At 64.4% G+C, this 22562-nt stretch carries 17 protein-coding genes; all 17 read right to left on the bottom strand.

Going from position 1 to position 22562, the window contains the following annotated elements:
• The 17 genes from LB568_RS19375 to LB568_RS19295 all read right to left on the bottom strand — a co-directional run bounded on the left by LB568_RS19375 (nucleotide 1) and on the right by LB568_RS19295 (nucleotide 22535).
• The gene (locus tag LB568_RS19375) at nucleotides 1-693 is read right to left on the bottom strand and encodes a DUF2461 domain-containing protein (RefSeq protein WP_140576446.1); all 693 of its coding nucleotides are present in this window, start codon (nucleotides 691-693) and stop codon (nucleotides 1-3) included.
• Nucleotides 693-2897: an NAD-dependent DNA ligase LigA gene (gene ligA, locus LB568_RS19370; RefSeq protein WP_140576444.1), complete on the bottom strand. Its 2205-nt coding sequence runs from the start codon at nucleotides 2895-2897 to the stop codon at nucleotides 693-695. The genes LB568_RS19375 and ligA overlap by 1 nt, the downstream gene beginning before the upstream one ends.
• 134 nt (nucleotides 2898-3031) lie before the next feature.
• Nucleotides 3032-4705 carry a DNA repair protein RecN gene (recN, locus tag LB568_RS19365; RefSeq protein ID WP_224731012.1) on the bottom strand — a complete coding sequence of 558 codons (1674 nt, stop codon included), beginning with the start codon at nucleotides 4703-4705 and terminating at the stop codon, nucleotides 3032-3034.
• A 217-nt stretch (nucleotides 4706-4922) separates the two neighbouring features.
• Nucleotides 4923-5792: an outer membrane protein assembly factor BamD gene (locus LB568_RS19360; protein WP_013894678.1), complete on the bottom strand. Its 870-nt coding sequence runs from the start codon at nucleotides 5790-5792 to the stop codon at nucleotides 4923-4925.
• A gap of 252 nt (nucleotides 5793-6044) precedes the next feature.
• Nucleotides 6045-6995: a UDP-3-O-acyl-N-acetylglucosamine deacetylase gene (gene lpxC / locus LB568_RS19355; protein ID WP_224731011.1), complete on the bottom strand. Its 951-nt coding sequence runs from the start codon at nucleotides 6993-6995 to the stop codon at nucleotides 6045-6047.
• Between the two features lie 280 nt (nucleotides 6996-7275).
• Nucleotides 7276-8964: a cell division protein FtsZ gene (gene ftsZ, locus LB568_RS19350; protein ID WP_224731010.1), complete on the bottom strand. Its 1689-nt coding sequence runs from the start codon at nucleotides 8962-8964 to the stop codon at nucleotides 7276-7278.
• A 66-nt stretch (nucleotides 8965-9030) separates the two neighbouring features.
• Nucleotides 9031-10338: a cell division protein FtsA gene (gene ftsA, locus LB568_RS19345; protein ID WP_013894675.1), complete on the bottom strand. Its 1308-nt coding sequence runs from the start codon at nucleotides 10336-10338 to the stop codon at nucleotides 9031-9033.
• Complete coding sequence (locus LB568_RS19340; RefSeq protein ID WP_013894674.1) at nucleotides 10335-11276, bottom strand: cell division protein FtsQ/DivIB; 942 nt, start codon at nucleotides 11274-11276, stop codon at nucleotides 10335-10337. Before LB568_RS19340 ends, ftsA begins: the two co-directional genes overlap by 4 nt.
• Nucleotides 11264-12190 (bottom strand): D-alanine--D-alanine ligase, encoded by a 927-nt coding sequence (locus tag LB568_RS19335; protein WP_224731009.1) that lies wholly within the window; start codon nucleotides 12188-12190, stop codon nucleotides 11264-11266. The genes LB568_RS19340 and LB568_RS19335 overlap by 13 nt, the downstream gene beginning before the upstream one ends.
• Before the next feature lie 301 nt (nucleotides 12191-12491).
• Nucleotides 12492-13457 carry a UDP-N-acetylmuramate dehydrogenase gene (murB, locus tag LB568_RS19330; protein ID WP_224731008.1) on the bottom strand — a complete coding sequence of 322 codons (966 nt, stop codon included), beginning with the start codon at nucleotides 13455-13457 and terminating at the stop codon, nucleotides 12492-12494.
• Nucleotides 13454-14860 (bottom strand): UDP-N-acetylmuramate--L-alanine ligase, encoded by a 1407-nt coding sequence (gene murC, locus LB568_RS19325; RefSeq protein ID WP_013894671.1) that lies wholly within the window; start codon nucleotides 14858-14860, stop codon nucleotides 13454-13456. The genes murB and murC overlap by 4 nt, the downstream gene beginning before the upstream one ends.
• Nucleotides 14857-15984: an undecaprenyldiphospho-muramoylpentapeptide beta-N-acetylglucosaminyltransferase gene (murG, locus tag LB568_RS19320; RefSeq protein ID WP_013894670.1), complete on the bottom strand. Its 1128-nt coding sequence runs from the start codon at nucleotides 15982-15984 to the stop codon at nucleotides 14857-14859. Before murG ends, murC begins: the two co-directional genes overlap by 4 nt.
• 1 nt (nucleotide 15985) lies before the next feature.
• Entirely contained in the window at nucleotides 15986-17137 is a 1152-nt protein-coding gene (ftsW, locus tag LB568_RS19315; RefSeq protein ID WP_013894669.1) for a putative lipid II flippase FtsW, read from the bottom strand.
• Complete coding sequence (gene murD / locus LB568_RS19310) at nucleotides 17137-18537, bottom strand: UDP-N-acetylmuramoyl-L-alanine--D-glutamate ligase (protein WP_224731007.1); 1401 nt, start codon at nucleotides 18535-18537, stop codon at nucleotides 17137-17139. The genes ftsW and murD overlap by 1 nt, the downstream gene beginning before the upstream one ends.
• Before the next feature lie 7 nt (nucleotides 18538-18544).
• Entirely contained in the window at nucleotides 18545-19627 is a 1083-nt protein-coding gene (gene mraY / locus LB568_RS19305) for a phospho-N-acetylmuramoyl-pentapeptide-transferase (protein WP_013894667.1), read from the bottom strand.
• A 23-nt stretch (nucleotides 19628-19650) separates the two neighbouring features.
• Nucleotides 19651-21084, bottom strand: a complete 1434-nt coding sequence (locus LB568_RS19300) for a UDP-N-acetylmuramoylalanyl-D-glutamyl-2,6-diaminopimelate--D-alanyl-D-alanine ligase (RefSeq protein ID WP_224731006.1) — start codon at nucleotides 21082-21084, stop codon at nucleotides 19651-19653.
• Complete coding sequence (locus tag LB568_RS19295; protein WP_224731005.1) at nucleotides 21081-22535, bottom strand: UDP-N-acetylmuramoyl-L-alanyl-D-glutamate--2,6-diaminopimelate ligase; 1455 nt, start codon at nucleotides 22533-22535, stop codon at nucleotides 21081-21083. The genes LB568_RS19300 and LB568_RS19295 overlap by 4 nt, the downstream gene beginning before the upstream one ends.
• Nucleotides 22536-22562 lie beyond the last annotated feature (27 nt).

The raw sequence follows: 22562 nt of genomic DNA, 5'->3' as shown, positions 1-22562 counted from the left end.
TTAATCCTTCGCGGTTTTGCCCTCGATAGCCCTGCCCCAATCGAGCAGCGGCTTGGCGCGCAAGGTGAAATCGACGAGCTCCTCGACCAGTTCCGGCCCGTGAATGCCGGCCGGATCGATCACGTGGCGAACGACGAAATGCCGGTTGCGAATGGCTGCGGCAAGGTCTTTGTCGATGACGTGTTCGAAGCCGCGCGGCGTGCGTTTCATGGCGCCTTCGGCATCGAGTTCGAGGCCATTCTTGTTCAACGCCTTCACCATGGCGCGAAACCTCTCGGGCCATGTCTCGATGGAACGGCGTATCGCCAGCAGCAGTGCGGCCTCCGGCTGCCACCAGGCGACGCCGGCGAAGCAACCCTCCAACCCGATATGCACATAGAACACACCTTGTTCCATCTTGGTGCCGTCCGGCGAAAGGATGGCCGACAGGTGGCGGTTGTAGGGTCGCTTATCCTTGGCGAAGCGCACGTCGCGATTGATGCGAAACAGCGACTTCTTGCGGTCGCCGCGCAAATCCAACCCCGCCGCTGCAAAACGCAGCGTCAGCGTGTCGACGAGATCGCCCAGTGGATCGCGCAATTCCGTTTCGAACAGGTCGCGGTTCTCCAAAAACCATTCCCGGCTCTGGTGGAAATCCAGCGCCTTCAGGAACGGAATGGCCTTTTGGCCGAACCCTTTGAAGGTGCTTTCCATCAGGACTTGCCGACCCGCTGCAGCCAGGTGTCCTCGTCGATGACCTCGACGCCGAGTTCGCTGGCAAGCTTGAGTTTCGAGCCCGCACCAGGCCCGGCCACCAGCAGGTCGGTCTTCGCCGAAACCGAGCCGGCGACCTTGGCGCCGAGCCGTTCGGCCATCGCCTTGGCTTCGGAGCGGGTCATCTTCTCCAGCGTGCCGGTGAACACGATCGTCTTGCCGGCGACCTCGCTGTCGGCCGAGACGGTGACGATGTACGGCTTCGGCTTGACCTGCTCGAGCAGCTTCTCAAGCACGTCGTCGTTGCGCTCATTGCCGAAGAAATCGCGCAGCGCGTCGATCACCGTGTCGCCGATGCCGTTGATCGACGGGAACACGGTGTGCGGATCTTCCGCCGCGGCCGTCTCCTTGCCGACGCGGATCAGCTCCTCGATGGTCGAGAAGGTGCGGGCGAGCAAAGCCGCCGTCGTCTCGCCGATGTGGCGGATGCCCAATGCGAAGATGAAGCGGTCGAGTTCCGGTTCGCGGCGCGAATCGATGGCTGCGAAGAGCTTGTCCAGGCCCTCATAGTTGCGGTCCTCGACGCTGCGGACATTCTTGCGCGTCTTGCCGGATGCCGCCTCGCGCTGCCTGGCCTGCTCCTCGCGCCGCTCGGCCAGCGCCTTGGTGACGGCTGGCCGGCGATCCCTGAGCGTGAAGATATCGGCGGCCGTCTTGATCAATCCGGCATTGAAGAAGGTATCGATGTTTTCCGCGCCAAGGCCTTCGATGTCCAGAGCGCCGCGCGAGACGAAATGGCGCAATCGTTCCACGGCTTGCGCGGCACAGATCAATTCGCCCGTGCAGCGTCGCCGCGAATCCTCCTTGCCGGTCTTCTCGTTGATTTCGCGGGTCGCCGGCGAACCGCAAACCGGGCAGGTGTGCGGGAACTCGTAAGGGGTAGCGTCGGCCGGACGCTTGTCGATGACGACGCTGACGATCTGCGGAATGACGTCCCCTGCGCGCTGGATCACCACCGTGTCGCCGATGCGCACGTCGATGCCGTCGCGGATCGGCTGGCCGTTGCTGTCGAAACCCTTGATGTAATCCTCATTGTGCAGCGTGACGTTCTCGACCACCACGCCGCCCACGGTCACCGGCGCCAGCCGTGCAACCGGTGCCAGCGTGCCGGTGCGGCCGACCTGGATGTCGATCTTCTGCACGGTCGTCATTGCCTGTTCGGCGGGGAATTTGTGCGCGATAGCCCAGCGCGGTTCGCCGGTGACGAATCCCCACCGGCGCTGCAGTTCCAGCTGGTCGACCTTGTAGACGACGCCGTCTATGTCGTAGCCCAGCGAGGAGCGTTGCTCCTCGATCCGGTGATAGTGCGCGACCAGTTCCTCGACAGACTTCGCCCGCACCATCAAGGGGCTGATCTTGAACCCCCACTCCGCGAATTTCTGCACCGCACCGTACTGGGTCGGCGCCGGATCTTCCGTCGTGTAGCCCCAGGCATAGGCGAAGAATTTGAGGTTTCGGCTGGCGGTGACGGAGGCGTCCTTCTGGCGCAGCGAGCCGGCAGCCGTGTTGCGCGGATTGACGTAGTCCTGGCCGCCGGCCGCCGCCGAACGTGCCTTCAGCGCTTCGAACTCGGCATAGGTCATGTAGACCTCGCCGCGTATCTCGATGATTTCCGGCCAGCCCGAGCCTTTCAGCTTCGCGGGAATGTCGGCGATGGTCCTCAGATTGGCGGTGATGTCCTCGCCCACAGTGCCGTTGCCACGCGTCGCGCCTTGCACGAATACGCCTTTCTCGTAGCGCAGCGATGCCGACAGCCCGTCGATCTTCGGCTCGGCGGTGAAGGCGATGTCGAGGTCCTTGTCGCGGTCGAAGAACCGCCGGCCGCGCTCGATGAAATCGGTGACGTCTTCGTCGGTATAGGCCTTGGCCAGGCTGAGCATCGGCACCGCGTGGCGTACCTTGGCGAAGCCTTCCGCTGGCGCAGCCCCGACCCTGAGCGACGGCGAATCCTCGCGTACAAGGCCGGGAAAGCGCTCCTCGATGGCCAGGTTTCGACGCCGCAGCGCATCATATTCGGCGTCCGTGATCGTTGGTGCGTCTTCCGTGTGATAACGCCGGTCATGCTCGGCGATCTCCTCGGCCAACCGCTGGAGCTCGGCTTCGGCCTCGCTTTCGCTGAGCGAATCGACAGGTTTTTCGGCCATGTTTTTCGTCCCCGAACGATGCCGCGTCACAATAGAACATGATCCCGAAAAGTGGGAACCGGTTTTCGGAAAAGATCATTCCTGACCAGCAGGATGGAGCCATATCCTGACTCGATCCATCACGCCGGATATTCCTATGCCGCGTTTGTGTTTTCGCGCAACAACCGCTCGGCGGCGGCGCGTGCCTCATCGGTGATCGTGGCGCCGGCCAGCATGCGGGCGATCTCTTCCTGCCGCGCCGTCCTGTCCATCTCGGCAATGCCGGTCGCGACGCGATCGGTGCCTCCCGATTTGGAGATCAGGAAATGCGTCGCCGCGCGCGCCGCCACCTGCGGCGCATGGGTGACCGAGAGCACCTGCACGCGCTTCGACAGCCGCGCCAGCCTTTGGCCGATGGCGTCCGCCACGGCGCCGCCCACGCCGGTGTCGATTTCGTCGAAAACCAGCGTCGGCGCCGAGCCACGGTCAGCCAGCGCCACCTTCAGCGCCAGCAGGAAGCGCGACAGCTCGCCACCGGACGCCACCTTCATCATCGGGCCGGGCCGCGTGCCGGGGTTGGTGCGCACCCAGAACTCGATCTGGTCGATGCCCTCTTCCATGCGGGTCTCGGCCTCGCTTTTCATCTCGACGATGAAGGCGGCGCGTTCGAGCTTCAGCGCCGGCAGTTCGGCCATGACGGCCTTGGTCAGGCCGATCGCCGCCGCGTGACGCAGCGAGGAAAGCTGTGCGGCGGCGATGTCATAGGCCTCGCACGCGGCAGCTGCCTGCTTTTCCAGCCCGTGCAGGCGTTCCTCGCCGGCATCGAGATCGGCAAGATCGGCAACCATCGTATCGCGCAACTGCGCCAGGTCATCGACGGCAACGCTGTGCTTGCGTGACGCGGCACGCAGCGAAAACAGCCGCTCCTCCGCTTTTTCCAGCCGTTGCGGGTCATATTCGGTGGCCCGCAATGCGGCCTCGACGCCAGACTGCGCCGCATCGAGCGACAGCATCGCCTCGTCCAGCGACTTGACGACGTCCTCGAGCAGGCCGGGCGCCTCCGTCGCCTTGCGTTGCAGCCGCCTCAGCAGGCTGGCCAGTTGCGGCAAGGGCGATGACGGGCCGGACAGCACGTCCTGCGCGTCATGGATCTCGGATGCGATCTTCTCGGCGCGCATCATGTGGGCGCGCAGTTCGGCAAGTTCCGTTTCCTCGCCGGGCTGGGGATCGAGCCTGGTCAGCTCAGTGACCGCCGCGCGCAGATAGTCGGCCTCGCGCGCCGCCGCCGCCACCTTGGCGCGGTGGCGCGTAAGCTCCTGCTCGCAGGCGCGCCAGTGCCGCCATGCCTCGCCGGTCGAGCGAACGGCGCCGAGATGGCCACCGAAAGCATCGAGCACGTCGCGATGGGCACCGGGATCGACCAGGGCCCGCTCGTCGTGCTGGCCGTGGATCTCGACCAGCGCGTGGCCGACATCGCGCATCAAGGTCACGCTGGATGGCTGGTCGTTGACGAACACCCGGGTGCGGCCATCCGCCGTCTGCACGCGGCGCAGGATGATGTCGCCGTCATCCTCGATGGCATTTTCGGCAAGCAGCGCGCGCACCGGATGGTTGCGCGGCACATCGAACACGGCGATGACCTGGCCTTGCGCCGCGCCGTGGCGCACCAGCGAGGCATCGCCGCGCGCGCCGAGCGCCAGCGACAAAGCATCGAGCAGGATGGATTTGCCGGCACCGGTTTCGCCGGTCAGCACGGAAAGGCCGGGCTGGAAGTCGATATCCAGCTTCTCGATCAGGACGATATCGCGGATCGACAGTCTGGCAAGCATCAGAACCCGGACCTCAAGCAATTCCAGGAAAAGTGCGTAGCGGTTTTCCCACGGGAATTGCGTAGAACAAAAAGTTAGGACGGCTCAGCGCTTCAATCAAACCACCGAACCGCTGTGGAGCGGCACGCGACCCGGTTGGAGTCGCAGCGCCGCACTATCTTTTTGTTTCAGCGTCGGATCAATCCAAAAACGCGCGCTTCGGTCCGAGGCCTGGCGGTCAGGCGCCGGTGATCAGTTTTCCGGCCTTGGATATCCACGATCCGGCATTCTCGCGCGGCGCAAGCCCGTTGCTCTGCAGCAGCTTGTAGGAATCCTTGTACCATGGGCTGTCGGGATAGTTGGTGCCGAGCACAGCGGCGGCCGTCTGGGCCTCCGAGGTCAACCCCATCGCGTAATAGCTCTCGGTGAGACGGGCGAGTGCTTCCTCGACATGGCGCGTATTGGAATAGTTCTCCACCACGGTCCGGAAGCGCTTGACGGCGGCGATGTATTCGCGGCGCTCCAGATAATAGCGGCCGATCTGCATTTCCTTGCCGGCGAGCTGGTCGTTGGCGAAGCGGATCTTCTCCTTGGCGTCGTCGACATATTCCGAAGTCGGCCAGCGCGTAACCAGATCCTGCATCGTCTGCAAGGTCTGGCGTGCTTCCTTCTGATCCTGCGTCACGTCCTTGATCTGGCGGTAGTAGCTCAGGCCGATGATGTACTGCGCATAGGGCGCGTCATCGGTGGACGGGTAAAGCGCCAGATAGCGCTTGGCCGACGAGATCGCTTCGTCGTAGCTGCCTTTGCGATAGTCGGCGAAGGCGCCCATCACCATCGATTTGCGGGCCCATTCCGAATAGGGATGCTGGCGGTCGACGGCGTCGAATTTCTTGCTCGCCTCGTCCAGGCGGCCGGCATTCAGATTGGCGAGGCCCTGGTTGTAGAGAACGTCGGCCGGCTCGGTCTGGTCGACATAGGTCGACAGGTCGATGTCTTTCTCGGACGACATGCAAGCCGACAGAAAGAGCGATGGAACAACCACCGAAAGCGCCAGGAAAACAGACCGCAGCGGCGCTTTCGATTGACCGACTCGCTTGAAAAACATGATTGGATTGCGCCCTTTCGGCGTTATTTTAATGCCTCTTGCATGCTGTTGTCCCAAAACTGGTCCCCACTTTTGAGCGACATGCACTAATCGACGGCAGCAGCCATAGACCATAACCGCCTTGCCCGGCAACGCTATGTCCAGCCAATCGCGCATTTTTGTGGCGGCCGGACCGAGTCGGAGTATCGCTGCGATTTCGCCGGCGGATGGTGCATTCATGCAACACTCACCGTCCCGAAAACGTCGAGGAATTCAGATCATCCAGGGTGCGTAGAGCGGCGCATTAACGGCGCTCATCTCGGCGGCGCGGCCGCGCTCGCGACGCGTCGTCTCGACGATTTCGAAAGCCGTGCGGTCTGACAGCAGCCGCCGCAGCGCCGCCGCGTTCAGCCTGTGGCCGCCGCGATAGGAGCGGAAACAGCCGATGAAGCGGGCGCCGGCCAGCGCCAGGTCGCCCATGGCGTCCAGCGTCTTGTGGCGCACGAATTCGTTGGGGAAGCGCAAGCCGCCCATATTGATGACGCGGTTGTCGTCACCGATCACCAGCGAATTCTCAAGCGAGGATCCCAGCGCATAGCCGGCCGCCCACAGCCGCTCGACATCCTTCATGAAGCCGAAGGTGCGGGCCCGCGCGATGTCACGGCGGAAAATGTCTGCATTGAGGTCGGAAGCGAAGAGTTGGCGTCCGATCGCCGGGCTTTCGAAGTCGATCTCGACCTCGAAACGGGTGCCATCATAAGGCCTGAACTCCGCCCAGGAAGCACCGTTCTCGATGCGGACCGGCTTGACGACCCTGATGTAGCGCCGCTTGACCGGCAAGGTCTCGACGCCCGCTTGGTCGATGGCTTCCACGAACGCCATGGCGCTGCCGTCGAGGATGGGAACCTCGTGACCGTCGATCTCGATGAGGACATTGTCGATGCCGAGGCCTAACAAAGCGGCCATGATGTGCTCGACGGTGGCGATATGCTCGCCTGCCGGATCGCCAAGCATGGTGCACAGGTCGGTGGCGCCGATCTCGGAAAACAGGGCGCGGAACTCACGGCCCTGCCCTTTCTCGCTGACAAGCTGGAACACGATACCGGTATCGGCATCCGCGGGCACGAAACTGACGGAAACTTCTTTGCCGCTGTGAACGCCGGTGCCCGTAAGCGACGCGCGCGCCTTCACTGTCGTCTGGTAGTCGTGCAAGACAATCCCCATAAGCCCGTAATGCCTAGGTCCGCTTCTCCAACCCGAGGGCGCGGCTCTTGTTAAATCGGCTGGCAGGGCGACTTCCCCCGAAATCCCGGCACACCGACTATGGTAGGCAGCGAAGATAGTGTCCCGGCAGAGAGACTCCAAATCACGGTTTCTTACTCTTTGTAACCGCGAACAGGAATACGAATGGCGTTATAACCGATTGTTTTTGCAGCATTTTAAACGTTAACAGGCAAGCAATTTCTTGCTTGCTTGTTAACAATTGTTACAGTCCGTTAACCGCTCAGTTGGCCTGGCGGCGCAGGAACGCCGGAATCTCCAGCTGATCGTCGTCCTGAGTCGCGCGCGTCTGCGGCGTCAGGCGGCCCTGGTCGTCCAGCTGGCCGCGGCGTGGCGCATAGAGCTGCGCGTCCTGGCTGGCGAGACGGCGCACTTCCGGTGCCGCCTGGCGCAGCTTGGGCTCGCGCGGTTGCGCCGGCTGCAGCCGTGCGGGCTCCTCCTCGCGGCGGGTCAGGCCATTGGTCAGGCGCTTCAACAGGCCCATCGGCCCGCTGTTGTTCTCATGGTCGGCCGGGCGGCTCTTGGCGTCCACCTCGGCCTTCACGACCGGCGGAAAGTCCTCAACGCGCGGCATGCGCTGCGGCGCCATCGCCACCGGCTGTTGCACCTCACGCAGCATTTCGCGCGGCTGCGGGGCCGGCTGCACCATCTGCTGGACCACCGGCTGTGCCATTGGCTGCGGCTGTGCCGGCGGCGCCTGGAAGATCTTGCTCTGCGGGCGGAAATCGTCCGCATGGGCGATAGGAGCCGGACGAGCCTGCGCCATCGCCGCGGCGTTTGCCTCGGCAAGCTGGATGGCTTCGGCGACCGGATCCGCGGCGCGCGGCTCGTATGCGGCCTGCTGGACCGGCGCCGGGCGGCTTTCCACCGCTGCCACCGCCGGACGGGGGGTCGGCTTCTGCGGCGCGGTGCGGATCGCGATCGGCGCGGCGGCGATTTCAGCCGCCGACTTGTCGATGCCGGTTGCGACCACCGAGACACGGATGACGCCTTCGAGTTCTTCGTCGAAGGTGGCGCCCAGGATGATGTTGGCGTCCTGGTCGACTTCCTCGCGGATACGGGTCGCCGCTTCATCGACCTCGAACAGGGTGAGGTCGCGACCGCCGGTGATCGAGATCAGCAGGCCCTTGGCGCCCCTCATCGACGTCTCGTCGAGCAGCGGGTTGGCGATCGCTGCCTCGGCGGCGGCCATTGCACGGCCCTCGCCCGAAGCTTCGCCGGTGCCCATCATGGCCTTGCCCATTTCGCGCATCACCGAACGCACGTCGGCGAAGTCGAGGTTGATCAGGCCTTCCTTGACCATCAGGTCGGTGATGCAGGCAACGCCGGAATAGAGCACCTGGTCGGCCATGGCGAAGGCGTCGGCGAAGGTGGTCTTGTCATTGGCCAGCCGGAACAGGTTCTGGTTGGGGATGACGATCAGGGTGTCGACGCATTTCTGCAGCTCCTCGATGCCGAGGTCGGCCGTCTTCATGCGGCGCTGGCCTTCGAAATGGAACGGCTTGGTGACGACGCCGACGGTGAGGATGCCCCTTTCGCGGGCGGCCCGCGCCACGACCGGAGCAGCACCGGTACCCGTGCCGCCGCCCATGCCCGCGGTAACGAAGCACATATGGGTGTTGGACAGGTGATCGATGATCTCGTCGATGCACTCTTCGGCCGCCGCACGGCCGACTTCAGGCTGCGAGCCGGCGCCGAGACCCTCGGTGACATGCGCGCCAAGCTGGATCAGCCGATCGGCCTTCGACATGGTCAGCGCCTGGGCGTCGGTGTTGGCGACAACGAACTCGACACCGCGCAGACCGGCGGTGATCATGTTGTTGACGGCATTGCCGCCGCCGCCGCCGACGCCGAACACGGTGATGCGGGGCTTAAGCTCGGTGATGTCCGGCTTCTGCAGATTGATGGTCATTGTCTCCGTCCTTTGCCTTTCACGCCGCGTCGCCGCCGCGGCCGCCTATGGGGCTGTCCCCGTCAATTAGAAACTGTCTCTCAACCACTGACTCATGCGATGCAGTTTTCCGCCCGTCCCGGTCATCCTGAGACCGGAAATTCCTTTCGCCGGATGGCTCTCGAAGCTCGCCATCTGCGGATAGATCAAAAGCCCGACGGCGGCCGAGAAGGCTGGCCCCTTTGCCGCCTCGGGCAGGCCCGCCACGCCGAGCGGGCGGCCGATGCGCACATTGCGCCCCAGGATGCGGCGCGCCGCTTCCGGCAGGCCGGCAAGCTGGCTGGCGCCGCCGGTCAAGACGACGCGCTTGCCCACCGCATTGCCGTAGCCGGATTTGTTCAGCCGGTCGCGCAGCAGTTCGAGCGTTTCGTCGATGCGGGCGCGCACGATGCGCGTCATCACCGAACGCGGTATCTGCAGCGGCACGTCGCCATCGTCGCCGATCGGCTGGATGGAGACCAGGTCGCGGTCGTCGGCACTGCCCGGCAGCGCCGAGCCATGCATCACCTTCAGCCGTTCGGCGGCATCGAGCGAGGTCGAGAGCCCCTTGGCCATGTCGAGCGTGACATGGTTGCCGCCGATGGCGATGGCGTCGCCATGGACGAACTTGCCTTCCGAAAACACCGAGATCGTCGTCGTGCCGCCGCCCATGTCGATGCAAGCAGCGCCAAGCTCCAGCTCGTCGTCGACAAGTGCCGCCAGCCCGCTGGCATAGGGCGTTGCCACCATGCGCTCGACCGAAAGGTGCGAGCGATTGATGGAGAGTTCCAGATTGCGCATCGGGGCGGCGTCACCGGTCAGCACATGCATGTCGACGCCAAGCGCGTCACCGACCATGCCGCGCGGGTCGCGCACGCCGCGCTCGGCGTCCAGCGAGAAGCCGACGGGCAGCGAATGGATCACCTCGCGCTCGGCCTTGAGCGCCTGTTTGGCGCCGGCGCCGAGCACGCGCTTGATGTCGGCTTCGTCGGCCTCGTGGCCGCCAAGATTGATGGTCGCGGCGAAAGCTTCGCTCTTCAGCCGGCCGGCGGTCATGTTGACGATGAGTGAATCGACCGTCAGCCCCGCCATGCGCTCGGCGGCGTCGACGGACAGCCGGATGGCATGCTCGGCCCGGTCGAGATCGACGACCACGCCAGACTTCACGCCTTGCGATTTCTGATGGCCGATGCCGATCACCTGGATCCGGTGCGAGCGGCCGCGCAACAGCTTGCCGTCGTCGCACGGCTTCAGCTTCGCCACCATGCAGCAGACCTTGTTCGAGCCGACATCCAGCACCGTCAAGGTGCCGGAACGGCGCGACGAGGCATCGCCATGACCGCCAAGCCAGCTCATATCTTCGTCTCCGGCTTGCGCTTGAGGGTTTTCGGCTTCTCGTTGAGTGCGGCCTCGCGCTGCGTCACCGCCTCGGGCGTCAGCTGCACGACCAGCCGGTCGGTCAGGCGCATGTCGACGGCGGCGATGTCGCGTGACAACAGCCCTTTGTCGTGGTCCATCTTGACGAGTTCGGCGAGCGCCTGGTCCTCGTCATCCTCGGGCAGCTTGACGGTGATGCCGTTGTCCAGCTTCAGGTCCCAGCGCCGCTCACCCACACGGATGTAGCCTTTCACGCGGGAAGCAAGGTCCGGATACTTTTCGATCTTGGCCAGGAAGTCCGGCGCCTTGGCCGGCGCACCGGTCCCGATCAGCAACGGCAGCAGCACCTGCTTGCCGCCCGAGAACGGCGCGATGACGGCGCCATCCTTCTCGATGACCGAAAGGGCATCGCCCTGCTGCCAGAGCGCGAACGCCTCGCGCTCCCCGACGCGCACTTCCAACGTGTGCGGATAGACCTTGCGCACCGCCGCGACCTCGATCCACGGCAGGCCCGAGATACGCTCGCGCGCGGCCTCCGCGTCGAAGCCGATCAGCGAAGTCCAGCCGTCGAGTTCGAGCCTGTCGAGAATATCGATCTCCGAGGTCTGGCGGTTGCCGACCACCTTGACCTGATCGACGGCAAAGCCGGTACGGGCGGTAATGCTCTGGATAATGCCGTCGGCATGTCCGCCAAGATAGGCGCCATAGGCGCCACTCGAAGCGAGCAGCACGGCGGACATCACCGCGGCTGAGAAACGCGGCGCCTGGAACTCCCCGTCACCCAGGCGCGCCAGGATGCGCACCGGGCGGCGAAGCATGCGCGGCAGGACGAAATGGTCGAACGAAAGCGACAGGCCAAGCAGCGACGGCCCGGCCGCGCCCTTCCCCTTGCCTTGTCCCCATTTCAACGCAGACACGAAGCGTCCTCCACCATCCAACTCAACAGATCGCCAAACGAGTGCCCGGCATGGGCGGCGATTTCAGGCACCAAGGACGTCGGTGTCATGCCCGGTTGGGTATTGACCTCGAGCCATACAACCTCGCCATTTTCGGAGTGACGATCGTCATAACGGAAGTCCGACCGGGAAACGCCCCGACAGCCGATCACTTGGTGAGCCTTGAGCGCCAGTGTTTGTATTTTTTGGTAAATATTCGGTGAAACTTTTGCGGGGCATTCGTGCTTTGATCCGCCAGCGACATATTTTGAATCATAGTCGTAGAAGGAATGGCCGGTCGGGATGATCTCGCAGACCCCGAGCGCGACATCGCCCATCACCGCACAGGTCAGCTCCCGGCCGTGGATGTAGCGCTCGACCATGACGGTATCGCCATATTTCCACTCGGACGAACCGATGACCTGCGGCGGATGCGACTGGCCCTCGCTGACGATGACGACACCGAAGCTCGAGCCCTCGCTGACCGGTTTGACCACATAGGGCGGCTTCATCGGATGCTTGTCCTGGATGGCGAAGCGGCTGGTGACCTTCGATTCGGCGACAGGCATGCCGACCGATTTGGCAACACGTTTGGCCTGCTCCTTGTTCATGGCCAACGCCGAGGCGAGCACGCCCGAATGGGTGTAGGGAATGGCGAGATATTCGAGGATGCCCTGGATGGTGCCGTCCTCGCCGAACGGACCATGCAGCGCATTGAAAGCGACATCGGGCTTGAGTTCGGCGAGCACCGAGCCGACATCGCGCCCGACATCCACACGCGTGACCTGGTAGCCTTCTTTCTCGAGCTCATCGGCGCAAGCCTTTCCCGAGGACAGGGACACGGGCCGCTCGGACGAGAAACCTCCCAGCAGTACGGCCACATGCTTGCTCTTCATTCCCCGTCATCCCCTCTCACGGCGGACCAAAACCAGGATTTCCGCAACATTGAGTCCGAGTCTCCCGGCAGGTTGCCCCCCCAGACGGAAAACGCGGGTAACGCGTCGAACGACTCAAATCAGGAAACGCTTTCGAGCAGAGAATCAGAGAGTTGATTCACTGGCAAGTGCTTATGATTCCGAGAGATTCACTTTCTGAGAAAATCGCTGCGAAAACCGTGTCGGTGAGTCCTGGGAGCAACGGTTTTGCGCGTTCCGGGAACGCGTTGAAGTTCATGCATCACATGAACTTCAACGGCGGCTACAGGAGCTGACCGAGAAACTCCTGCACGGCATGCCCGGAGCGGAAATTGCCGATGCGCTTGATCTCCCAGTGCAGGCGGATGCCCGAATGTTCGAGCACGCGGGCACGCACCGTCTCGCCGAGATATTCGAGATCGTAACCGGTCGCAGTGCCGGTGTTGATCATGAAGTTGCAGTGCATCGGCGACATCTGTGCACCGCCGATCATCAGGCCGCGGCAGCCTGCCTTGTCGATCTCCTTCCAGGCCGACGTGCCTTCCGGATTCTTGAAGGTGGAGCCGCCGGTCTTTTCGCGGATCGGCTGCACGGTCTCGCGGTGGTTCTGGACTGCATCCATCGCCGCCTTGATCACCGCCTTCTCCTCGGCAAAGCCTTCGAACACCGCCGAAGTGAAGATCAGCCCGGACGGGGCTCCGGAATGGCGATAGGCATAGCCCATCTCGGCATTGCTCAACGTCAGGAGATTGCCCTTGCGGTCGAGCGCCCGCACCTCGACAACGCGCTCGCGTGTCTCGACACCATTGGCACCGGCATTCATCCTCAGCGCCCCGCCAATGGCGCCTGGGATGCCGTGGTAGAAATGGAAGCCGCCAATGCCTGCCTCGAGCGCCACCGCGGCCACCCGCTTGTCGGGCGTGGCCGCGCCGGCCTTGATCCTGATCGGCGAAATGACTTCGGCCTCGCCAAAGCCCTTGGCTGAAAGCCGGATGACAAAGCCGGGAATGCCGCCGTCGCGGACCAGCAGGTTCGAACCGACGCCGACGATGGTCATCGGCACCTCTTCGGGAACCGCCTTGAGGAACGCGGCCAGGTCCTCCTCGTCGGCCGGCTGGAACAGCGCCTCGGCAAGGCCGCCGGCCCGGAACCAGGTGATCTTGTCCATCTCGGCATTCGGCGTGATGCGGCCGCGCAGGCCGCCAAGCCGGTCGCCAAGTCTGTCGATCAAGGCCTGGCCGTGCATCATGAAACAGTCCCGCCGAGCTCCTTGGGCAGCGCATAGGCCCATTGGGTGATGTTGCCGGCGCCGAGGAAGACGACGAAATCGCCAGGTTTGGCCAGATCGCGGATAACCGGCGCGATCGCCGCCGGCCCCTCTATGTAGCGGGCATCGCGATGGCCGCCGGCACGGATGCGAGACACCAGCTCGTCTGACGTGACACCGTCGATCGGCTCTTCGCCGGCAGCGTAGACCGGGGCGACCATCACCGTGTCGGCGTCGTTGAAGCAGGCCGAGAACTCGTTGAACAGATCATGCAGCCGGGTGAAGCGGTGCGGCTGGGCAATGGCGATGACGCGGCCCTTGGTGGCGCTGCGCGCCGCCTTCAGCACCGCAGCGATTTCGACGGGATGGTGGCCGTAATCGTCGAACACGTCGACGCCGTTCCACGAGCCGGTATGCGTGAAGCGGCGCTTGACGCCGGCGAAGGACGACAGGCCCTTCTTGATCGCCTCGGCGGACAGGCCAAGTTCGTGCGCGACAGCGATCGCGGCGGTGGCGTTGGAGACGTTGTGACGGCCGGGCATCGGCAGCCGCAGGTCCGATATCGCTGTCTGGCCGCCGGTCTTGCGGTTGCGGATCACCACGTCGAATTCCGAAATGGCGCCGGCCATGCGGTGGTTGGTGAAGCGCACGTCGGCCTGCGCGTTCTCGCCATAGGTGATGACGCGGCGGTCCTCGATCCTGCTGACCAGCGCCTGTACTTCCGGGTGGTCGGTGCACATCACGCCAAAACCGTAGAACGGCACGTTCTCGACGAACTGGCGGAACGCCTCGCGCACCTTGTCGAAGCTGCCATAGTGATCGAGATGCTCGGGATCGATGTTGGTGACCACCGCGATCTCGGCCGGCAGTTTCAGGAAGGTGCCGTCGCTCTCGTCGGCCTCGACCACCATCCACTCGCCATCGCCCATACGGGCATTGGTGCCATAGGCGTTGATGATGCCACCATTGATGACGGTCGGGTCGAGCCCGCCGGCTTCAAGCAAGGTCGCGACCATCGAGGTCGTCGTCGTCTTGCCATGCGTGCCGCCGATCGCCACCGCCTGGCGGAAGCGCATCAGTTCGGCCAGCATCTCGGCACGGCGCACGATCGGCAGCAGCTTTTCGCGCGCGGCCTTCAGCTCCGGATTGGATTTCTTGATCGCTGTCGAAACGACCACCACCTCGGCCTCGCCGAGATTCTCGGCCTTGTGGCCGACGAAGCATTCGATGCCCTTGTCGCGCAGCCGTTGCACATTGGCGCTGTCGGCCTGGTCGGACCCTTGCACCTTGTAGCCGAGATTGTGCAACACTTCGGCGATGCCGCTCATGCCGATGCCGCCAATACCGATGAAATGCACAAGGCCGATGGTCTGCGGCATCTTCATGCGTGCGTCCCCTTCCTGAAATCCGAGACGGTTTTTTCGGACGCAATAGCCTCTGTGAGATCGGCGAGCAACCGTGCCGCGTCCGGTCTGCCGGCCGATTTCGCGCCCGCAGCCATGGCGGCAAGCCGCTCGGGATTGTCCATCAGCCCACCAATCAGCGCCGCGATGCGCTCCGGCGACAGCGAGGATTGCGGGTGCACCTCGCCGCCTCCGGCAGCGGCAAGGGCCGCCGCGTTCGCCGCCTGGTCATGGTCGAGCGCGTAGGGATAAGGCACCAGCAGCGCCGGCCGGCCGATGACGGCGATCTCCGAAACGGTCGATGCGCCGGAGCGCGAGATCACCAGATGCGCGGTCGCCATGCGTGCCGCCATGTCGGTGAAGAAGGGCGAGACCTCGACGGCGACGCCAAGAGCGGCATAGGCCGCCTTCACCCGCGCCACATCGTCCGCGCGAGCCTGCTGTGTGATCACAAGCCGCTTGCGCTGCGCATCCGAAAGCAGCGCGACGGCCCCCGGCATGGCGTCGGAAAAGAACTGCGCACCCTGGCTGCCGCCGAACACCAGGAGGCGGAACGGCTGTTCGCCGGCCGATGCCGCATAAGGCGTCCTGGCCGCTTCCAGCACGGCCGGCCGGACCGGATTGCCTGTCGTCACCGTCTTGGCGCCTACGGCAGTCGTATCCTGCGGCAGGAAGCCGCCGGCGATCGCGTCCACGCGGCCGGCCAGCGCCCGGTTGGCGCGCCCCATCACTGCGTTCTGTTCATGGATCAGCGTCGGCACCTTGCGCCGCGTCGCCGCATAGAGCGGCGGCAAGGTCGGATAGCCGCCGAAGCCGACGACCGCATCCGGCTTGATCCTGGCGATGACAGCGGACGCCTGGCGCACGCCGCGCCAGATTTTCCAGAAGGCGCCGAGCATGGCAATGGGGTTCTTCGAGCCCATAGTCGCCGACTGGATGGGATGGATGGCGGCGGCCGGGAAATGGCCGGCAAACCGCTCGGCGCGGTCGTCGGTCGCCAGATGCACCGACCAGCCGCGCTCGTTCAGCTCATGCGCCAGCGCCTCTGCCGGAAACAGGTGCCCGCCGGTTCCGCCCGCCGCGAGAAGGATGACGCCTCTCGCCATGTCACTCCGCCGGCATGGCGCGCTGCGGCAGCGTAAAGCCCATTTGCTTGCGCTTTTCCGGCCGCTTGCGCGTCAGCGCCAGCACCATGCCCATCGAGATGGCGATGGCGATCTGCGAGGAGCCGCCATAGGAGATGAAGGGCAATGTCATGCCCTTGGCCGGCACCAGTTGCAGGTTGACGCACATGTTGATGACCGCCTGCAGGCCGAACACGGTGACCAGGCCGCCGACCGCATAACGGGTGAAATCGTCATGTTCCTTGAGCGCCGTGTTGAGGCCGCGCAGCACGATGAAGGCGAAGATCGACATGATGAAGAAGCACATGATCAGCCCGAATTCCTCGCCCGCGACCGAGAACACGAAGTCGGCATGGCTGTCCGGAATGACCCGCTTGACGGTGCCCTCGCCCGGCCCGACGCCGAACCAGCCGCCGTTGATCAGGGCGTCGCGTCCCATGTCGACCTGGAACGTATCGCCTTCGCCGGTGAGGAACTTGTCGATGCGCAAGGCAACGTGCGGGAACACCGTATAGGCGGCGAAGACGCCGCCTACGCCGGCCGCGCCCAGCACGATGATCCACAGCCATGGCAGCCCCGCCATGAAGAACATGATGCCCCAGGTGCCGGTCGTCAACATGGTCTGGCCGAGATCCGGCTGCGCCACCAGCAGCGACACGACCAGCACCAGGAGCAGCATGGCGAACAGATTGCCGGGAATGTCGGGCTGGCGCTTGTGTTCGGCGAACAGCCAGGCGCACATGATGACGAAGGCCGGCTTGAGGAATTCCGACGGCTGGATCGACAGGCCGGCAATCGACACCCAGCGCCGCGCGCCCTTCACCTCGATGCCGATGTAGAGCACCGCCACCATCAGCACCAGCATCAGGCATAGCATGATCAGCGCCATGCGCCGGATCTGCCGGGAATCGAGGAAGGACACGGCCAGCATCACGCCGAGCGCCGGCACGGTGAAGATGATCTGCCTGGTGGCGAAGTGGAAGCTGTCGAGACCGATCCGTTCGGCCACCGCCGGGCTGGCGGCGAACGACAAGACGATGCCGAGCCCCATCAGCGACAGGAATGCCGCCAGAAACCAGCGATCGATCGTCCACCACCAGGTTGCAACCGGGCTTTTGTCGAGACGGCTCTGCATTATCGTGCCCCTCCGATGGGTTTCACGCCCTCGATAGCATTCGCAGCTTGCCTGAAGGCTTCGCCGCGGACTTCGAAATTCTTGAACTGGTCGAAACTGGCGCAGGCCGGCGACAACAGCACCACCGCCTCGCCGCTGTCGTCCCTGGCCGCATCACGCGCGGCGTGTTCGACGGCCGCGGCCAGCGTGCCCGATATCTCATAGGGCACCGCGTCGCCCAGCGTCGCCGAGAAGGCGGGCGCCGCCTCGCCGATCAGGTAGGCCTTGGCGATACGCGGGAAGAAGCCGCGCAGCGGCTCAATGCCGCCTTCCTTGGGCAGTCCGCCGGCGATCCAGTAGATGCGGCTGAAGCTCGACAGGGCGGGCGCCGCCGCATCGGCATTGGTCGCCTTGGAATCGTTGATGAACAGCACATGGTCCTTGCGGCCGACCTGCTCCATACGGTGCGCAAGGCCGGGGAAGCTTTCCAGTCCCGACTGGATCTCGCCAAGCTCCAGCCCGACCCGGAGGCAAGCAGCGACCGCGGCAAGCGCGTTCTGCGCATTGTGCTGGCCGCGCAGCGAACCGATGCCTTCGAGGAAGGCAACCCGGCTGTAGCGGCCGTGCACGGCTTCCATCAAATTGCTGCCGTCGGCGAAATAGCCGTCGGTCAAAGGCAGCCGCTTGGAGATGCGGATGACCTGCCGCCCTGCTCGTTCCAGCCGTTCGGCGATCTGCGCGCACCAGGAATCGTCGATGCCGATGATCGCCGTCTCGCTGCCCGCTACCAGCCGCTCCTTGATCGAGGCATAGTGCTGCATGGTGCCGTGGCGGTCGAGGTGGTCGGGCGTCAGGTTGAGCAGGATGCCGGCCGTCGGGTTAATCGAGGGTGCAAGGTCGATCTGGTAGGACGAGCATTCCACGACATAGTGGCGATCGGGCTTCGGCGGATCGAGCGTCATCACCGCGCGGCCGATATTGCCGCCCATCTGCGTGTCGCGGCCCGCAGATTTGAGGATATGCGCCGTCAGTGCGGTCGTCGTCGACTTGCCGTTGGTGCCCGTTATCCCGATGAAGGGAGCTGCCGGCGCACTGAGCGTGCGTTCGCGGCAGAACAGTTCGATGTCGCCGATCACCTCGACACCGGCGCCGCGCGCCAGCTCCACCGTCCAATGCGGCTTGGGATGTGTCAGCGGTACGCCCGGCGACAGCACGAAGGCCGAGAATTTCGCCCAGTCGGCGCCGCGCAGGTCGGCGGTTTCAATGCCGGTGGCGGCCGCCTTGGCGACACTGTCGGGATTGTCGTCCCAGGCCAGCACCTCCGCGCCACCCTCGATCAATGCCCGCGCGGTCGCGATCCCCGAGCCACCGAGCCCGAAGAGCGAAACGCGCTTGCCTGCGAAAGATGCGGCGGGGATCAAGGGGTTCCTACCTGAGCTTGAGGGTGGAGAGGCCGACCAGGGCCAGGATGACGGCGATGATCCAGAAGCGGATCACCACCTGGCTTTCGGTCCAGCCGAGCTTTTCGAAGTGATGGTGGATCGGCGCCATCAGGAACACCCGCTTGCCGGTCATCTTGAAGTAGCCGACCTGGATGATGACCGACAGGATTTCCACGACAAACAGCCCGCCGACGATGACCAGCACGATCTCGTGCTTGGTGGCGACCGCGACGGTGCCGATCAGGCCACCCATGGCCAGCGAGCCGGTATCGCCCATGAAGATCGCCGCCGGCGGCGCGTTGAACCAGAGGAAGCCGAGGCCGGCGCCGATGACGGCGCCAAGCACGACCGCCAGTTCGCCGGTGCCCGGCACGAAATGGATCTGCAGATATTCGGCGAACACCGCGTTGCCGGAGAGATAGGCAATGACGCCGAAGGACGCCGCCGCGATCATGATCGGCACGATCGCAAGTCCGTCGAGGCCGTCGGTCAGGTTCACCGCGTTGCCGGCGCCGACGATGACGAAGCAGGAGAACGGAATGAAGAACCAGCCGAGGTTGATGATGAATTCCTTGGCGAAGGGGAACGTCAGCGACGACGAGAACGGTGCCTGGCCGTTGTGCATGATCGCCCAGGCGGCGATGCCGGCGATGACGAATTCCAGCGCCAGCCTTGCCTTGCCGGAAAAGCCGAGATGGGACTGCTTGGTCACCTTCAGATAGTCGTCGTAGAAGCCGATCGAGCCGAAGCCGAGCGTCACCAAAAGCACCACCCAGACATAGATGCTCGACAGGTTCGCCCACAGCAGCGACGAGCCGATGATGCCGGACAGGATCATCAGGCCGCCCATGGTCGGCGTGCCGGCCTTCTTGAAATGCGTCTGCGGCCCGTCGGCGCGGATCGGCTGGCCCTTGCCCTGGCGCAGCCTGAGCGAATTGATGATCGTCGGCCCGAAGATGAAGACGATCAGCGCCGATGTGATCAGCGCGCCGCCGGTACGGAAGGTGATGTAACGGAAGACATTGAAGACCGAGATCTTGTCCGCAAAATCGACGAGCAGTGTGAACATGCGCTTTCGTCCCCCGACTTGGTCTAGGTCTGTTTGCTGGTTGTGGATTCCGCCGGGAATTTGCCCAGCAGCGCATCGACCAGTTTTGCGAAACCGATGCCCTTCGACGATTTGATCATCACCACGTCGCCTGGCTTAAGCGCGGCAAGCAGCACCGGCTTCAACTCCGCGGCGCCGGCGCGGTATTCCGTCTGGATCTCGGCCGGAAGCGCTTCCGCCAGCGCTTTCATTTCCGGGCCACCGAGAAAGACGGTCTGCGTGCCGGTACCGACGATGAGGTCGGCAAGTGCGGCATGCAGCTTGGCCGAATGGTCACCGAGCTCCAGCATGTCGCCGAGCACGGCAATGCGACGACCCTCGCCCGCCACCGGCGTCGTGTTGAGCAACGCCATCGCGGCGGCCATCGATGCCGGATTGGCATTGTAGCTCTCGTCGATCAGCGTGATCGGGCCACCGGGATGGCGCAGCACGTGGCGCTTGCCGCGCCCGCGCTCGGCGGAGAGATCGGCCAGCGCCAGCACCACTTTGTCGAGGTCGGCGCCGACCAGATGCGCCGCGCCCAGCACGGCCAGCACGTTCTGCACCATGTGACGGCCGGGCGCGCCGATGCGGGCGATCATATCATGACCGCCGATCCTGGCTGCGATGTCGGAATGGTCGGCGTGGAGTTCGCATTTGGTGAGCTTGAAGGTCGAGCGCGCATTCTCGCCGAAGCCGTAGACATGCTCGACACCGGCGGCATGCGCCATCTTGTCCAGAAGCTTGAAGCGCGCGTCGTCGCGGTTGAGGATGGCGGCGCCATCCGGTTCGATGCCTTCGAAAATCTCGGCCTTGGCCTTGGCGATCTCGTCGAGGTTGCGGAAGAAGCCGAGATGCGCCGCCGCGATCATGGTGACGATGGCGACATGCGGCCGCACCATTTTGACCAGCGGCCGGATCTCGTCGGGATGGTTCATGCCGATCTCGAACACGGCGTAATCGCAATCCACGGGCATGCGCGCCAAGGTCAGCGGCACGCCCCAATGGTTGTTGAAGGACTGCGCCGAGGCATGCACCTTGCCCACCGCCGACAGCACGTGGCGCAGCGCCTCCTTGGTGGTGGTCTTGCCGGCCGACCCGGTCACCGCGATGATTTTTGCCTGCGAACGGGCTCGTGCGGCAACACCGAGCTTTTCCAATGCGACCAGCACATCCTCGACGACGACAATCGGCGCCGTCAGCCGGCCGAGCGACGGCAGCTTGCCTTCCGCCACCACCAATACGCCGGCGCCGGCCTTGATCGCAGCGGTGGCGAAGTCGTGCCCGTCCATTGCCTCGCCCTTGATGGCGAAGAAGGCATCGCCGGGCTGCAGGCTGCGGCTGTCGATCGAAATGCCCGATATGCCTTCCGGCATCGGACCGAGCGGCCGCCCGTCCATGGCGGTAACCAGCGCTTCGGAAGTCCACAAGAGGTTCATGCGGCACGCTCCCGCAGCGCGGCGCGGACTTCCTCATGATCGGAGAAATGCAGCGTCTCGGAGCCGATCGTCTGGCCCTCCTCATGACCCTTGCCGGCCACGATCAGCGTGTCGCCGGCATCAAGCATCGCGACCGCATCGTGGATCGCCTTGCGCCGGTCGCCGATCTCGATGGCTCCAGGCGCCGCAGCCATGATGGCGGCGCGGATCGTCTCGGGCACTTCCGAACGCGGATTGTCGTCGGTGACGATGACGACATCGGCGAGCCGGGTCGCGATCTCGCCCATGATCGGCCTTTTTCCCCGGTCGCGGTCGCCGCCGCAGCCGAACACGACCATGACGCGGCCCGTGGTGAACGGCCGCACCGAGGTCAGCACGTTTTCCAGCGCATCGGGCTTGTGGGCATAATCGACATAAACGGGCGCGCCATTGGCGGTGGTCCCGACGAGGTCGAGCCGGCCCGGCGCGCCCTTCAATTTCTCCAACGACATCAAAGCCTTGGCAGTGGGTATTCCCGTGGAAATGGCAAGCCCCGCGGACACAAGCGCGTTCGAAATCTGGAAATCGCCGGCCAGCGGCAGGTCGATTTCATAAAGCACACCGTTGGCCTCGACCTCGGCGCGCTGGCGATGACGCTCATGCTCGACCCGTTTCAGCCTAAGGAAATCGCCATGGCGGCCAACGGTCAGCACCTCGAGCCCGGCGGCCCGCGCGGCCTGGATTGTCGGCGCCGACCACGGATCGTCGGCAAAGATGACCGCCGGCGCGCCCTTCGGCAGCAGCGTGTCGAACAGGCGCAGTTTGGCGCGGTGATAATCCTCGACCGTTGGATGGTAATCCATGTGGTCGCGGCCAAGATTGGTGAAGCCGCCGGCCGCGAGCTTGACGCCGTCGAGGCGGCGCTGGTCGAGCCCGTGGCTGGAAGCCTCCATCGAGGCGTGGGTAACGCCGGCGTCGGCCAATTCCTTGAGCAACTGGTGCAGAGCGACCGGATCGGGCGTGGTCAGCGAACCATATTCGTTGCGGCCCGGCGCCACCACGCCGGTGGTGCCGATCGAGGCGGCGGCGTAGCCGGCCTGCTCCCAGATCTGCCTCGTGAAGGCGGCGACCGACGTCTTGCCGCTGGTGCCTGTCACCGCGACCATGGTTTGTGGCTGGTTGCCGAAAAAGCGGGCGGCTCCCAGCGCCAGCGCCAGGCGCGGATCGTCGACCGCCAGCACTGGAATCGGATGCCCGCCAACGGCGGTGCCCTTGGCTGTTACGATCGCCACGGCACCGCGCCTGGCGGCATCGGCGGCATAGGCCGAGCCGTCGGCTTTGCTTCCCGCAAGCGCGAAGAAGATGACGCCGGGTTTAACCTGCCGGGAATCCGACGAGATGCCGGTAACCTCCAGATCGGCGGAAGCTGTTCCTTCGACTGGCAGGATACCGTCTAGATCTCTGAGCTTCATCGAGTTCCGTTCACCGCAACAAAATAG

It is taken from the genome of Mesorhizobium sp. B263B2A, assembly GCF_020165775.1.
Taxonomy (GTDB): domain Bacteria; phylum Pseudomonadota; class Alphaproteobacteria; order Rhizobiales; family Rhizobiaceae; genus Mesorhizobium; species Mesorhizobium opportunistum.
Note: the sequence above shows the minus strand (reverse complement) of the source record. Positions and strands in the feature narration are given on the sequence as shown.

Coding starts and splice junctions, on each gene's coding strand:
- LB568_RS19375 (WP_140576446.1), bottom strand. CDS start 693: ATGGAAAGCACCTTCAAAGGGTTCGGCCAAAAGGCCATTCCGTTCCTG.
- ligA (WP_140576444.1), bottom strand. CDS start 2,897: ATGGCCGAAAAACCTGTCGATTCGCTCAGCGAAAGCGAGGCCGAAGCC.
- recN (WP_224731012.1), bottom strand. CDS start 4,705: ATGCTTGCCAGACTGTCGATCCGCGATATCGTCCTGATCGAGAAGCTG.
- LB568_RS19360 (WP_013894678.1), bottom strand. CDS start 5,792: ATGTTTTTCAAGCGAGTCGGTCAATCGAAAGCGCCGCTGCGGTCTGTT.
- lpxC (WP_224731011.1), bottom strand. CDS start 6,995: ATGGGGATTGTCTTGCACGACTACCAGACGACAGTGAAGGCGCGCGCG.
- ftsZ (WP_224731010.1), bottom strand. CDS start 8,964: ATGACCATCAATCTGCAGAAGCCGGACATCACCGAGCTTAAGCCCCGC.
- ftsA (WP_013894675.1), bottom strand. CDS start 10,338: ATGAGCTGGCTTGGCGGTCATGGCGATGCCTCGTCGCGCCGTTCCGGC.
- LB568_RS19335 (WP_224731009.1), bottom strand. CDS start 12,190: ATGAAGAGCAAGCATGTGGCCGTACTGCTGGGAGGTTTCTCGTCCGAG.
- murB (WP_224731008.1), bottom strand. CDS start 13,457: ATGATGCACGGCCAGGCCTTGATCGACAGACTTGGCGACCGGCTTGGC.
- murC (WP_013894671.1), bottom strand. CDS start 14,860: ATGAAGATGCCGCAGACCATCGGCCTTGTGCATTTCATCGGTATTGGC.
- murG (WP_013894670.1), bottom strand. CDS start 15,984: ATGGCGAGAGGCGTCATCCTTCTCGCGGCGGGCGGAACCGGCGGGCAC.
- ftsW (WP_013894669.1), bottom strand. CDS start 17,137: ATGCAGAGCCGTCTCGACAAAAGCCCGGTTGCAACCTGGTGGTGGACG.
- mraY (WP_013894667.1), bottom strand. CDS start 19,627: ATGTTCACACTGCTCGTCGATTTTGCGGACAAGATCTCGGTCTTCAAT.
- LB568_RS19300 (WP_224731006.1), bottom strand. CDS start 21,084: ATGAACCTCTTGTGGACTTCCGAAGCGCTGGTTACCGCCATGGACGGG.
- LB568_RS19295 (WP_224731005.1), bottom strand. CDS start 22,535: ATGAAGCTCAGAGATCTAGACGGTATCCTGCCAGTCGAAGGAACAGCT.